This is a genomic window from Streptomyces sp. NBC_00207 (genome assembly GCF_045160965.1).
Lineage (GTDB): Bacteria > Actinomycetota > Actinomycetes > Streptomycetales > Streptomycetaceae > Streptomyces.
In genome coordinates, this window is sequence record NZ_CP130715.1 from 8315703 (window position 1) to 8329735 (window position 14033).

General features: G+C 70.9%; 10 protein-coding genes and 1 pseudogene. 5 read left to right on the forward strand and 6 right to left on the reverse strand.

All coding sequences use genetic code 11. The annotated features are described in order from the left end of the window. Positions 1-6 precede the first annotated feature (6 nt). Together OG472_RS38505 and OG472_RS38510 are read right to left on the reverse strand one after the other, a co-directional pair. Positions 7-312 (reverse strand): SHOCT domain-containing protein, encoded by a 306-nt coding sequence (locus tag OG472_RS38505; protein WP_401606207.1) that lies wholly within the window; start codon positions 310-312, stop codon positions 7-9. Positions 313-486: 174 nt separating this feature from the next. Continuing rightward, a complete protein-coding gene (locus tag OG472_RS38510; RefSeq protein WP_405833716.1) occupies positions 487-1227 on the reverse strand; it encodes a hypothetical protein in 741 nt (246 codons plus the stop codon). A gap of 89 nt (positions 1228-1316) precedes the next feature. Between OG472_RS38510 and OG472_RS38515 the strand changes: the two genes are divergently transcribed. The 3 genes from OG472_RS38515 to OG472_RS38525 all read left to right on the forward strand — a co-directional run bounded on the left by OG472_RS38515 (position 1317) and on the right by OG472_RS38525 (position 5394). Further along, entirely contained in the window at positions 1317-1919 is a 603-nt protein-coding gene (locus OG472_RS38515; RefSeq protein WP_405833718.1) for an HAD family hydrolase, read from the forward strand. Positions 1920-2001: 82 nt separating this feature from the next. After that, a complete protein-coding gene (locus OG472_RS38520; RefSeq protein ID WP_405942722.1) occupies positions 2002-3120 on the forward strand; it encodes a serine hydrolase domain-containing protein in 1119 nt (372 codons plus the stop codon). A 1044-nt stretch (positions 3121-4164) separates the two neighbouring features. Beyond that, positions 4165-5394, forward strand: coding sequence for a serine hydrolase domain-containing protein (locus OG472_RS38525; protein WP_401606477.1), 1230 nt, complete (start codon positions 4165-4167; stop codon positions 5392-5394). Between the two features lie 46 nt (positions 5395-5440). Here OG472_RS38525 and OG472_RS38530 read toward each other — a convergent pair whose 3' ends face one another. Beyond that, positions 5441-6271 carry an alpha/beta fold hydrolase gene (locus OG472_RS38530; RefSeq protein ID WP_405942723.1) on the reverse strand — a complete coding sequence of 277 codons (831 nt, stop codon included), beginning with the start codon at positions 6269-6271 and terminating at the stop codon, positions 5441-5443. Positions 6272-6427: 156 nt separating this feature from the next. On the opposite strand from OG472_RS38530, the gene OG472_RS38535 reads away from it, so the two are divergent. Both OG472_RS38535 and OG472_RS38540 read left to right on the forward strand, forming a co-directional pair. Continuing rightward, complete coding sequence (locus OG472_RS38535; RefSeq protein ID WP_405942724.1) at positions 6428-8311, forward strand: APC family permease; 1884 nt, start codon at positions 6428-6430, stop codon at positions 8309-8311. A 96-nt stretch (positions 8312-8407) separates the two neighbouring features. Next, positions 8408-9356 (forward strand): annotated as a pseudogene (locus tag OG472_RS38540) (hypothetical protein); the annotation flags it as partial. A gap of 61 nt (positions 9357-9417) precedes the next feature. On the opposite strand, the gene lysA reads toward OG472_RS38540, so the two are convergent. The 3 genes from lysA to OG472_RS38555 form a co-directional block, all read right to left on the reverse strand. Next, positions 9418-10752 (reverse strand): diaminopimelate decarboxylase, encoded by a 1335-nt coding sequence (lysA, locus tag OG472_RS38545; RefSeq protein ID WP_405833725.1) that lies wholly within the window; start codon positions 10750-10752, stop codon positions 9418-9420. 13 nt (positions 10753-10765) lie between these two features. After that, positions 10766-11101: an SAV_915 family protein gene (locus tag OG472_RS38550; RefSeq protein ID WP_401606222.1), complete on the reverse strand. Its 336-nt coding sequence runs from the start codon at positions 11099-11101 to the stop codon at positions 10766-10768. A 300-nt stretch (positions 11102-11401) separates the two neighbouring features. Next, complete coding sequence (locus tag OG472_RS38555) at positions 11402-13909, reverse strand: SpoIIE family protein phosphatase (protein ID WP_405942725.1); 2508 nt, start codon at positions 13907-13909, stop codon at positions 11402-11404. Positions 13910-14033 lie beyond the last annotated feature (124 nt).

Consider the following 14033-nt stretch of genomic DNA (forward strand, 5'->3'; position numbering starts at 1 on the left):
TCCGTATCAAGCGAGGAGCTTGGCCTTCTCGGCAGCGAACTCCTGCTCGGTCAGCAGACCTTGGGCCTTCAACTCGCCCAGCTGCTTGAGCTGCTCGATCTTGCTGCTCATTTCGTCGCCGGGGGCCGGGGCGGCGGCAGGGGCGGGGGCCGGGGCGGGTGGTGCCGCCGGGGGCTGCTGCTGATACGCCTGTTGCGGTTCGCTCTGCTGCGCCCATCGGCCCGCCTGCCGTCGCGAGACGCGGTTCGACACGGCGGTGGCGGTTCCGGCCACCACGGCTGTCCGGGCGACGCCGCGAAGAAGTCCAGGCATGTTCGTTCATCTCCCAGAGGTGTACGGGTCCGGGTCCACCGAAGCCGGGCCCTGCCCACGGCCCGTGGTCCTGGGACGTACGCCACGACATGCGGCGACGGGCAGCCCGCCACAGCCATTGCAACATCCAGCCGTGGGCTTCGCACGTTCGAGCGCGGGCTCACAGCCGACGACTCAGGCGTGGCAGAGCACGTCGAGGACGACGGCCTCGGCGTCGAGGTCGTCGAGATAGCGGTTGGCCCTTTCCCAGTGGCCGTCCGTGGACGCATCCATCCACGAGCCATCAAGGGTGACCAGGGCGAAGCCGGGCACGGCGCACTGGACCGACCGCAGCCGGGCTTCCGCGTGGTCCTGCGCGAAGTAGGCGACCGGGTCGTTGACCAGGAACGACATGCCGAAGTGCGGGTCTCCCGCGACGGCGCGCTGGGCCACCTCCTGCACCAGCGGCTGGGCCAGATGGTCCTTCCTGGCGTCTGCCGCGGAGTACCTTTCAGGATCAGCCTCGTGGCGGGCGAGGAAGTCGGCGAGCGGTTGCGCCGGCGGGTGCACCACGGTCAGCTCGGTCCACGCCGCGAGCAGGGCGTCGTGCGAGCGCGCCGCTCGTTTCCGCATACCGTCGAAGTCGAGCAGACCCCGAGGCCCGCCATGGCATTCCAGCGGCCCGAGGACATCGAGCCTGGCCTTCCTGCGCGGCACGGTCGACGCCGTCACGAGCCTGCGGTCGCCGTCGTGCGGAGGCAGCACGAGGTAGGCGCTGCCCGCGCTGGAATGGATGGCCCACGAGTCCCAGCGGCCGACCGGATTCCCTTCCCGGGTGGAGCTGGTGTCGTACGGCGCCATGGCGGCGGCTGTCGCCCGCGGAACCTTCCGGGGTGCGGTCGGCGGCAGGCACACAGTGGCGAAGAACTTGCTCATGCCCGGGAGCGTAAGCCCTGGGTGCCGCCCGCCTGCCGCCGAGCCCCGCACCTGCTCGACCGGGACGGCAGGGCGGCTATCGTCGGCGCATGCAGCCAAAGGTGATCTTCTTTGATCTCGGGGGCGTCGTCTGCCGGTTCCATCGCGAGCGGCGGCTTGCCGAGCTCGGTGAGGCCTGCGGGATCCCTCCTGAGCAGGTGGAGAGCGAGCTCTACGCATCCGGGCTCATCTCGCGGTGGGATCTCGGCCTTGATTCCGCCTCGGAGATCCACCGCACGATTCGGGAGAGGCTGGGGTTCCAAGGGAACATACGGGCACTCCAGGAGGTCTGGTGCCGTGCCTTCGAGCCGGATCCGGAGGTGCTCGTGCTGGTGGATGCTGTGCGTCCGCTCCGGACCGCCCTGCTGACCGACAACGACCCCCTGCTCCTGGAGGCGCTCCCGGGCCTGCTTCCCCAGGTCGCCTCCCGTTTCGACGCCTTGTTCTTTTCCTGTCGTCTTGGGGCTGCCAAGCCCGAGCCGGAGGTGTTCGGACAGGCCGTCGACAGGATGGGCGTCGCCCCGGGGGAAGCCGTGTTCATCGATGACAGGGCTGCGAACGTCGCTGCCGCCCGCGCGCTGGGGATCACCGCGATCCACTTCCGCGACGCCGGCGGACTCGGTGCCGCGCTGGACGCACTCCTGCCGCGGTGACCACGGGCAACGCGACGGCCGGCACGCAGAATCCGCCGGATCTTGATCGATTGGCCAGGGCATGGCCCCCGGAGGACTCTCGATGGGAGGGAAGAAGGTGGTCTGCGTGGATCGGATGGCGTCGTTGTGCACGGCATGGGGCGCCATGTTCCTGGTCGCGCTTTCCGGCGTCATGGACGCGCAGGCGTTGGCGGCCGACGACCGCGAGAAACGCAGTGCAGAGGTTCTCCAGGAGCTGGTGCCTTCAGCCGATGGCCCGGGCTGTGCGGCCGCGGTCGGCAAACGCGGTGTTGTTGTCTGGGAGGCGGGCAGAGGGAAAGCCGACCTGGCGACCGGTCGTGCCATTACCTCGAAGACGGTCTTCGACATGGCATCCAATTCCAAGCAATTCACCGCAGATGCCATTCTCCTGCTGGCCGGGCGGCATCAACTCGCACTGAATGACCCCCTGTCCGATTTCCTCGACAACCCGCCCGCCTGGACCCGGAACGTCACGCTGGGCGACCTGATGCGTCACACCAGCGGCATTCCCGACTACCAGGATCTGCTGGAGGCCAAGGGCATACAGGTCACGGATCCGGCCGACCAGCAGGACTCGACCGCGGCCATCCTCGCCTCACAGCCGGAGGACCCGCCGGGCAAGCGCTTCTCCTACTCCAACTCCAACTACATCCTCCTGGCCCATGTGGTCGAGAAGGTCACCGGCAAGCCGTTCCCCACGTTCCTCCAGCAGGAGTTCTTCACGCCGCTGCACCTGCGCATGACCTTGGCCCCGGCGGTGGACGTTCCCGGCAAGGCGAAGTCGTACGACGAGAAGGACGGCTCCTTCACTCCCAATTCCTCTCCCTGGAAGCAGTACGGAGACGGCTCCGTTCAAACCACTCCCGGGGAATTCGTCCGCTGGGCCGACAACTACCGCACCGGCCGCATCGGTGGAACGCAGCTGCTCACCGAAGTCACGGAGGGGGCAGTGAGCGTGGGAGACGTCCTGCGCCGGCGCGGCATCGAAGAAGGGCGGTACGGGGCCGGAATGCTCCTCCTCCCCGACAAGAGCCTGGTGCACCGCGGCGACTGGGAGCAATTCCACAGCACCTTCAAGGTGAGCCCGGACCGGAACACCGCCGTCACCGTGGTGTGCAACGCGGATGCACCCGACCATTTCCGTGCGGCAAACCAACTGCTGGACATCTGGACCAAGTGACGGGTCGGCCGGTGACCCCATGTGGGTCGCCGACTCATCCCACAGCAACTTCGCTCCCAAGCGCCGGAGCCGCCCGCGCCGTGCGTTCCAGAGCCCGGCCGGTGATGTGAGGAGTCTGCTGGGCCGGTTGTCGCGCGAGCAGCACCAGCTCGCGGTGTGTCCCCGTGCCCGGATGCCGACCGTCAGGCCGGCGACGCAGGCCAGCGCGATGGGGGCACCTCCCAGCGGTAGCTGGGGGAGTTCGCGGCGGCGATCGGGCACGGTGACGACCGCGATGTCGTCGTAGGCGCTGCCGAGGGAGTAGGTGCACGCGACGCAGAGGATCCGCCCCAACGGGCGTGAATCCAGGCGTACTCGGAGTACAGGTCGGCCAGTGCCCGAACGTCCTCGGGCATCAGCCGCCGAACCGTCACGCCACGCGGCGTCCGGAGCTGCTGCGGGGTGATCTCGATCATGAATGGTCTTCAGGTTCCGGTGGTCCGGTCGCAGAGCCATACGGCATGGCCGCGCCGGCGCAGGCGGCCGCGGAATCGGGCGGTGTGTCAGCGCACCGGCAGGTGAGCGGCGCGCGAGGCCGGGCGCACCGTGTGCGGTGGCTGGTCGTCGTGGCGTAGACCGCTGTCGCATCAGCCATCCAACTGCCGGGCGGGGCAGGGCTCAAGGGGGTGGGCCGACCCTTGACGAAGCTCTGATGCGGGCATGGCGCCGCCACTGCCGCCCGGCGTCCGTGCACCCGTTGCGCAGTATGCGTTCACGCCAAGTCCATTGCAATGTCGACCCCCTGATCGTCCGTTGCGTTCAGCTTAGACGTCATTGCAATGCGGTCTTATATGGCTGCTGGGATGGGTAGTTGGGTCAATCTTTGACGTTGACCAAATCGTGAACGCAATGTAGCGTCGCAGGCGTTCAACGATTCCCGAACGTTCGTCGGTGCCGGTGGCGCCGCAGAGGGGGTCCCCGTGATCGAGCTCCAGCTCGCCGAGGCCATGAGCGCCACGTCGGGACGGGTCTTGAAGGTCGAACGCTTACGCAAGGAGATTCATGATGGGAACGGGCAACGGCGGCTTCTCCAAGGCAGGGCTGCACCGAGTGCGCGACGTGCTGGCACGGCACGTCGAGTCCGGGAAGGTTCCCGGACTCGTCGCGCTCATCAGCCGGGGTGACGAGACGCACGTCGAAGCGGTCGGGACGATGCGCCACGAGGGCGGCGCCCCGATGCGCCGGGACACGATCTTCCGGATGGCGTCCACCTCCAAGCCGGTCGCGATGGCGCCGGTGATGGTCCTGCTCGACGAGTGCAGGCTGCGGCTGGACGACCCGGTGCAGCAGTGGCTGCCCGAACTCGCCGACCGCCAGGTGCTGAAGCGGATCGACGGCCCGCTGGACGACACCGTGCCCGCGCGGCGGCCGATCACCGTACGGGACCTGCTGACCTCCACGTTCGGGCTCGGCATAGACCTGACGGCGCTGGGTGCTCCGATCATGAACGCGGTGTTCGAGCGGGGCGTCTTCAGCCAGGGCGCGGTACCGCTGCCCGATCCGGACGAGTGGATGCGCCGCCTCGGCACGCTGCCGCTGATGCGCCAGCCCGGTGAGCAGTGGCAGTACCACCTCAGCCACGACGTGCTCGGCGTGCTCGTCGCAAGGGTCACGGGCCGGCCGTTCGAGACGTTCCTGCGCGAGCGCATCCTCGATCCGCTGGGGATGAAGGACACCGGTTTCCACGTGCCCGCCGACAAGATCGACCGGCTGCCGCCCAGCTACGCCCCCAACCCGCAGACGGGTGAGTTCACGGTGTGGGACGAGGCAGTGGGCGGCCAGTACAGCGCGCCTCCGGCGTTCCAGGCGGGCGGCGGCGGGCTGGTCTCCACCGCCGACGACTACCACGCCTACTTCCGGATGCTGCTGAACCACGGGATGCACGGGACCGAACGGATCCTGTCCCGGCCCGCCGTCGAGCTGATGACCACCAACTGCCTCACGCCCGAGCAGGAGAGCGCCCGAACCACTCTGGCCCGCAACGCCGTCCATGTGTCGTTCGGCCAAGGACAGCAGGGCGGCTGGGGCTTCGGGATGGCCGTGCGCACCTACCGCGGCGACTACGCCCCCATCGGCCAGTTCGGCTGGGACGGCGGAACCGGCACCTCGACGTACGCCGACCCGGCGAACCGGCTCACCGGAATCCTGCTCACCCAGGTCGGGCTGACCACGCCGGATCCGGCGCGGCTCATCCACGACTTCTGGACCACGCTCTACCAGGCGATCGACGACTGACGCCGATCCGCCGAGGCCGGTGCGCCCGAGGGTGAGCGGTTTCCGCTCATGCGAGGGCCGCCAGCCGGCCGGGGTGTTCCTCGACCACGAGGTGGCCGGCGTCCGGGATGACCTGCAGACCGGTGCCGAGCCTGGTACGGACCGCCGGGGCGAGTCGTCGCGGCGGCAGGAAGATGTCGTGGGCACCCGTGGTGACCAGTCGGGGAACGGTGCGCGCCGGCAGGTCCGCCGCGCCGGGTGCACCGCTCGATCGCGAGTGGCGTGCGACCAGGGTCATCCATTCCACCAGCTCTTCGCGGGGCTGGTGGCCGGGGGCCAGCATGGCCCGCAGGAGCCGGGTGCTGCGCGCCGGATTCGGTCGTACGAACCAGGCGGCGGAGACCGCGAGCAGCCCCGGTGTGAGGCGCAGTCTGCCCAGCCCGCCGGGGGAGACGAGTACCAGCCGGTCGATGCGCGGTGACGGGCTGGACAGGGCGATGGCGGCGCCGAAGGAGTGGCCGATCACCACCACGGGCCCGGTCGGGGCAGCAGCGTCGAGGACCTCGCTCAGCCAGGTTCCGTACCAGGACAGGCGGCCGCCGGAGGGGCCGCGCTCCCCGGAGCTGAGACCGGGTTGACCCGGGACGTCCGGCAGGACGAGCCGGTGGCCGGCCGTGACGAGGGCAGTGGCCAAGGGCAGGGATGCGGCGGCGTTGAAGTTCGTACCCGGTACGAAGACGACCGTGGTCGGGCCGGAGCCGGCGGACACCAGGTGGGTCCGTGCCCCGTTGGCGTTCACCGTCGTCCGCTCTTGCGGTACCGGCCATGCGTCGAGCCGGTCGGTGCACCAGCGGCGGATGTGCTCCCGGCCCGCCGTACTGCGGTAGATGGAGTCCATCCGGCGAGTATCGCCCCCCGACGGCCTCCCGGTCTTGCCGTCAAGAGTGCGTGAAGACCGGTGCGGCGGCCGTATGGAAACCGCCAAGCACCCTGGTATTCGAGCCGTGCCCTTTCGACGCTGTCCTCACTTTGTCCAACGGAGGAACCAGCGAAGATGGCCGTACACATGGGAAAGCCGAACACGGCAGGACAGGCCCCGGGCGCGGAGGAGCCGCCTGATACCGGCGCAAAGGCATCCTCGGGCGGGGATCGCCACCGGCTGACCGCCCTCCAGGGGCTCGCCGCGCTGTCGCTCGACGCGATGGCGTCCGTCGCGTACGGGCCCGAGTCGATCGTGCTGGTGCTGGCGGCGGCCGGCGCGCACGGCATGGGTTTCACCCTCCCGGTCACCCTCGCCATCGCCGCGCTCCTGGCGGTGCTGGTGGCCTCGTACCGGCAGGTGATCGCAGCCTTCCCGGACGGCGGCGGCTCGTACGCGGTCGCCAAGAGGCACCTCGGCCGGCGTACGAGTCTGGTCGCCGCGGCCTCGCTGATCCTCGACTACGTCCTGAACGTCGCCGTCTCCGTCACCGCAGGGGTCGCCGCCCTGACCTCGGCCTTCCCGGAGCTGTACGGGGAGCGGGTGTGGATCTGCCTCGGTGTCCTGGTCCTCGTCACCGCCGTGAACCTGCGCGGTGTCGTGGACTCGGCGAAGGCCTTTCTCGTCCCGACGGCCGTGTTCGTGGGGTCGATCCTGGCCATGGTCGTGGTCGGCCTGTTCCGGGACGGGCCGGTGAGTACCGCCTCGGCCGCCGGACACGCCTCGGCGCTCGGCGAAGGCGCCACCACCGTGGGCGCGTTGCTCCTGTTGAAGGCGTTCGCGGCCGGCTGCTCCGCCCTGACCGGCGTCGAGGCGGTCGCCAACGCCGTGCCGTCCTTCCGCGCCCCGGCCGCCCGGCGCGCCCAGCGCACCGAAGTGGCGCTCGGCGCCCTGCTGGGCGTGATGCTGATCGGGCTGTCCGTGCTGATCGGCCGCTTCCACCTCCAGCCCGTCGAGGGGGTGACCGTTCTCGCCCAGCTCGCGGACGCCTCCTTCGGCCACAACCTCGCCTTCTACCTGGTCCAGTTCGCCACGATGGTGCTGCTCGCCCTGGCCGCGAACACCTCGTACGGCGGACTGCCGGTGCTGATGAGCCTGCTGGCCCGCGACAACCACCTGCCGCACGTCTTCGCGCTCAAGGCCGACCGCCAGGTGCACCGCCACGGAGTGGTGTGGCTGGCGCTGGTCTCCGGCGTCCTCCTCGTCTTCTCCGGCGGCGACACCAACACCCTCGTCCCGCTCTTCGCGATCGGCGTCTTCGTCGGCTTCACCATCTGCCAGGTCGGCATGGTGTGGCACTGGTACGGCCAACGCCCCGAGGCCTGGCAGACCAAGGCCGCGCTCAACGGCTTCGGCGCGCTCCTGACCGGCGTCTCGGCGATCGTCGTCACCGCCACCAGGTTCACCGAAGGTGCCTGGCTGATCGTCCTCGCCCTGCCGCTGATCGTCCTCGCCTTCGAGAAGGTCCACCGTGCGTACACGGAGATCGGTGAACGCCTGGAGCTCGGCCGTATCCCGCAGGCGCCGAGGCGCTCCCGCTCCCTGGTCGTCGTACCCGTATCAGGGCTGTCCCGACTGACCTGCCAGGCACTGACCGCCGCCCGCTCCCTGGGCGACGAGGTCCTCGCGGTGACCGTCGTCCACCCGTCGCCCGAGGACCGGCCGACCGCGGAGGCGCTGCTACGGGACTGGGAGTTGTGGAAGCCCGGTGTCCGGCTGGTCGAGCTCTCCTCGGACACGCGCTCGCTCGGCCGCCCGGTGGCCGGTTTCGTGCGCGAGCTGGCGCGGACACACCCGGACGCGCAGGTGACCGTACTGATTCCGGAGACCGAACCCGCCCGACTGTGGCAGCGGATGCTGCAGAACCAGCGCGGCTCCGTCGTCGCCCACGCCATCCGCCGGGACACCGACGCGGTCATCTGCCGACTGCGCTTCCGCATCGCTGCCGACGCACGTTGACGTGCCGTTGCCGGCGGCTCGACGCAGCTCGTGCGCCGCCGTCATCGCCGGCGGCGACCGTGCGGAGGGTCAGCGGGAACCCGGCGTGCAGGGGCGGTGACGGCATCCGCGTTAACGAAGCGTCAGGATTCGCTCATCGCGTTCCTCGCAGCCGGTGTGCTGCCGCCGCTGGCGACCATCGTGCTCGTGCTGCTCACCTTCTGGAAGGGGAAGCTGTTCGTCCTGACCCTGCTCGGGTTCGCGGCGACCGACTTCCTCATCACCATCACCCTCTCGGCCGCGGACGCCACCGCGCACCTGGTGGAGAACCCGCACTTCACCAGCACCCTGCACGGCCACGAGGTGCTGATCACCCGACGCGCAGGGCGGTGCGTACGCCACCGGCGTCCTCGTCCTGATCACCTCGGCGGCGGTCGCCGTGACCATCGCCGCCCGCAGGGCGGGGGAGCGCGGCTGGACGATCGGCTTCGGCATCATCTCGGCGGTCTTCATCTACACGACCGCCGTCAACATCGTGGAGCGCCCCGACGGCGTGAAGATCGGCGCCTGCTTCATCGCCGGCATCATGGCGCTCTCGCTCCTCTCCCGGCTCGCCAGGGTCTTCGAACTGCGCGTCACGCACGTGGAGCTGGACGACATGGCGCAGCGGTTCATTCGCGACACCGCCAAGCGCACCATCCGCTTCATCGCCAACGAACCCGACAACCGGGACACGACCGAGTACCGCGAGAAGGTCGGGCAGATCCGCGCCGACAACGACATCCCGGCCGGTGACGACGTCATGTTCGTCGAGGGCACCGTCCTGGACGCGTCGGAGTTCGAGTCCGGGCTGAGGGTCCGCGGTGAGGTGCTCCACGACCGCTACCGCGTCCTGACCGTGGAGAGCTCCAGCATCCCCAACGCCCTCGCGGCCCTGCTGCTCCACGTACGCGACGAGACCGGCCAGCGCCCGCACATCTACTTCGAATGGACCGAGGGCAACCCGATGGCCAACTTCCAGCGGTTCTTCCTCTTCGGCCAGGGCGAGGTCGCCCTCGCCGACAGGAATCCCGCCGGACCCCCGCCAAGTCGGGGGTCCGGCGCGATCCTCGACGAACAGGGACGCCCTAGCCGCCGATGTCCCGGCTGCGGAAGTCCTCCAGGGTCTCGCGCCGGACCAGCACGCGGGCCGAGCCCTCGTGGACCGCGATGACCGCGGGCCGGCCGACGAGGTTGTAGCCGGAGGCCATGGACAGCTGGTAGGCGCCGGCCACCGGTACGGCCAGCAGGTCTCCGGGGTGGACGTCGCCGGGCAGTTCCACGTCAGCGGCGAGGACGTCGCCGGCCTCGCAGTGCCGGCCGACGACCGTGGCCGTACGGGGTCCGGCCGTGGAGCGGCGGCCGATCAGGCGGGGCGCGTAGCGCACCCCGTACAGGGCGGGCCGCGGGTTGTCGCTCATGCCGCCGTCCACGGCGACGAACACCTTCTCGCCGGTGTGCTTGACGGCGAGCACCCGGTAGAGGGCCACCCCGGCCGGCCCGACGACGGCCCGTCCGGGCTCGACGATGAGCCGCGGGACGGTCAGCCGGGCGGCCGCGCAGCCCTCGGCGAGCTCGGCCCGCAACCGCCGGGCCAGCGCCGTGAGGTCGAGGGCGGGCTCGCCGGGCCGGTAGGCGATGCCGTGGCCGCCGCCCATGTCCAGCTCGGGCAGGACGATGCCGTGCGCGTCGCGGATGCGGGCCATCAGCCCGACCATGCGGCGCAGGGCCACCAGGTAGGGCTTCACGTCCGTGATCTGGGAGCCGATGTGGCAGTGCAGGCCGGTCAGTTCGAGCTGCGGCTGGCCGAGGATCCGCGTGATGGCGTGCTGCGCACCCCCGTCGGTGAGGGACAGGCCGAACTTCTGGTCGTCCGTACCGGTACGGATCTTGTCGTGGCCGCCGGCCGACACGCCCGGCACCACCCGCACCATGACCTTCTGGTGCCCTTGGGGGCCGACGGCGGCCGCGATCCGCGCGATCTCGGAGGGACCGTCGATGACGATCCGCCCCACGCCGAGCCGCAGCGCCGACTCCAGGTCGCGCGGCGACTTCGCGTTGCCGTGCAGCACGATCCGCCCGGGCGGGAATCCGGCGGTGACGGCGAGCTCCAGCTCCCCGGCCGAGCACACGTCCAGGCCCAGCCCCTCCTCCCGTACCCAGCGCACCACGGCCCGCGACAGGAACGCCTTGGCGGCGTACAGCACATCGGCGTCGGGGAAGGCGTCCAGGTAGGTCCGGCAGCGCCCGCGGACCTCTCCTTCGTCCAGAACGTAGACCGGCGTCTCGAACCGGTCGGCCAGCTCCGTCAGCGACACCCCGCCGACGGCCAGGTCGCCGTGCGGGAGCAGTGCCGTGGACGCGGGCCAGATGGACAGGTCCTCCGCGCCGGTGGCGACCTCGGAGAGAACGGCAATGGTCATCGGGACTTCCCCCTCAGAGAGCGCGGACCGCGACTTCGGCCGACCGCGCCGGCACCGGAGTGACGGAAGGGGCGGTGAAGGTCGGGTCGATCGTCAGCGGGCACGCGCCGAGCGGGGCGGCCAGCGCGCGGAGCGCGGACTCGGACAGCCGGATCCAGGGCTGTCCTGCGCCGAGCGTCGCGGCCAGCAGGCCGGGGCGGGTGAATCCGACGGCGGTGCGGTCGCCCAGAGGGGTGCGGAACATACGGAGCACCACCTCCGTGGTCCCCGGCCGGACGGGCACGTAGAGAGGTCCGGCCGGGATCCGTTCCTCAGGCTCGGGGTCGTCGTCGTACCGGAACAAACACATGGGGCCCTCCCAGAGGAACCACGAGTGGCAGGTGAGGCCCCGGATGCGGGGAGGCGGTCCGGGGCGCGACAACGAAGCTATCCCCGCGTCCCCCCGCCCGAGGCCGCTCCGTAACGCGGCTCTTACGGAGACCGGCCGAGTCCATACGGATCCCTGACGCCCGTTCCCGGGCAGCGTCAGGGATCCGTCATGGATCAGGGATCCCGGCGTGAGGGAACCGTCAACAGCCGCACCGAACCCCGCGCAGGGCCCTTTCATGGGAACCCGTGCGGCCTCGGCGCCCCGGCCGGCTGCGGACGGTCAGATGGGGGGCAGGTGCTGTTCGGACCAGACGGTCTTGCCCCCCGTGGTGTAGCGGCTGCCCCAGCGGTGTGAGAGCTGGGCGACGATGTACAGGCCGCGGCCGCCTTCCTCGGAGCTCCTCGCACGCCGCATCCTCGGCTGCGTGTTGCTGGAGTCCGAGACCTCGCACGTCAGGGTGTCCGCCCGGATCAGCCGGAGCCGGACCGGGCCACCGGCGTGGCGAATGGCGTTGGTGACCAGCTCGCTGACGATGAGCTCGGTACTGAAGGCGAGCTCATCGAGGTCCCAGGCGGTCAGCTGATCGAGGACGAGATGGCGCGCGTCGCCGACGATCGCCGGGTCGGGGTCGAGCTGCCACGTCGTGATGGAGTCGGCCTCCACCGCCCGGGTGCGGGCCAGCAGCAGGGTGACGTCGTCCCGCAGCCTGCCCGGCGGCAACCCCTCCACGATGTCGTGCCGGGCCTGACGCAGCGGCCGGCCGAGCACGTCCGCGCGCAGCAGCCGGTCGGCCAGGTTGCGCATGCCCTCGTCGATGTCCCCCTCTCCGCGTTCGATCAGGCCGTCGGTGTAGAGCGCGAGGACGCTCCCCGGCGGCAGATCGCGTTCGACCGGTTCGAAGGGCCAGCCACCGACCCCCAGGGGCGGGCCCGGGCTCAGGTCGACGTACTCCACGGTTCCGTCCGGGCTCACCACGGCCGGGGGCGGGTGTCCGGCGCTCGCCATGACGCAGCTCCGGGTGACCGGGTCGTAGACGGCGTACAGACAGGTGGCCCCGGCCGGTCCGCTGGGCGCCAGCATGCCCGCTTCACCGTCCTCCGGGTCGTCGCTCTCGGCCTCGGCGACGACCTGCAGGACCATGTCGTCCACGTGCGCCAGCACTTCCTCCGGTTCCAGTTCCAAGTCCGCCATCGCGCGTACGGCGCTGCGCAGGCGCCCCATCATGGCCGTGGCGTACAGCCCGTGACCGGCGACGTCCCCGACCACCAGGGCGACCCGGGCCGACGACAGGGGGATGACGTCGAACCAGTCGCCGCCCACACCGCTGTCGGAGTCGGCCGGCAGGTAGACGCTGGCGGCCTCCAGTGCGGGCGTTTCCGCGGTGGCCGGCGGCAGAAGGCTGCGCTGCAGGCCCACAGCGGTGCGGCGTTCCTTGGTGTACCGCCGCGCGTTGTCCACGGCGACGGCCGCACGGGCGGCGATCTCCTCCAGAAGCGCCAGGTCGTCCGCCTCCAGCGGGGGAGCGTCCCCCGTGCGCCAGAGCGTGATCCTTCCGAACGCGATGCCCCGGGCGCACAGCGGCGCCGTCATCGCCGAATGCGCACCCGGGACGGACGTCGCCCACTCCGGGACCGTGCCGTTCCCGGGCCCCGAGGGCCGGGCCCCGAGGCCGGTGACCATCTCTCCCCGGCACTCCCGCGCCCCGGGCGCAGCCGGTTCGGGCACGCCCGCCCCGGTCACGGCCGGACGGGGGACGGCCGCGGGGAGCACAGCCGTGAACTGGGCCGTACCCGTACGCAGCACGTCCGCTTCCGCCCCGGCGACGGCCATCCGGACCAGGGGCAGCGTGAGATGCCCGTCAGCGGGCGGTTCACCACCGGTCAGAACGGTCTCCGCGAGATCCACCGCGGCGCAGTCGCCGAACGCGGGCGCCAGGACCTTGACCAGGTCCTCCACGGTGCGCAGGACGGACAGCGAACCGCCCAGCGCTCCGGTCGCGCGGTACAGCAGGTCCAGGCGCCCGCGCGAGCGCTCGTGGTCGGTGACGTCGGTGAACACCGTCGCCACACCCATCGGATGTCCGTCGGGTTCCTGCAGCCGGAACGCCTGGATGGTCACGATCCGGCCGCCTCTCGGGTCGTCCAGGGTGCGTACGGTCGTGTTGAGACCGATCAGGGGGACCCCGCTGTGCAGGACCTCCCGCAGCCGGTCGTCGATGATCCGCGCGTCCTCGGCCCACAGGAAGTCGGCCAGGCGCCGGCCGCTCAGATCGACCGGCACCCCGGTGTACGGCAAGAGGTGCGAGTTCGTCCGCAGCAGGCGCAGGTCCGCGTCGAAGACGGCCAGGCCCACTCGGCCCTGCAGGAACAGTTCATGCGTGAAGGCGTGGTCCTGCCGCCATCGGGCGACCAGCTCCATGGGCGCGCCCAGGACGAGGCAGCGGGCCGCGTCCCCCCGCGCGCCGTCGTCCAGCGGGATGGCGCGGAAGCCGATCTCCAGCTCGCGTCCTGAGCCGTGCCGCAGTGTGGCCCGGCCCTCCCAGCCTTCCTGCCACCCCTCCCAGCCTTCCTGCGCCCCTTGCCTGCCCTGGGCCAGCACCGCTTCCCAGCTGCCCGCGTCCGCCAGGAGGTCCCGTGCCGGCCGGCCGCACACGTCCGCGGACCGGCGCCCCAGGAGGGCTTCGGCCGCCGGGGTCCAGGCGACGACCGTCCCGGCGCCGTCCAGCAGCGCCGCGGCCGTGTTCGTGACAGCGAAGGGATAGTCCTGGTTGCTCTCAGTGGCGCGCATGCGTGCCCATCTCGTCCGCGGGTCCCGCTGTCCCCATGCTGGTCGATGTCCGGAGCGAGAGCCAGAGGCGTTGCGCCATCCGGTACCGATTCAGACGTCTGTCACAGGGGGCGGGCCGGGTGCC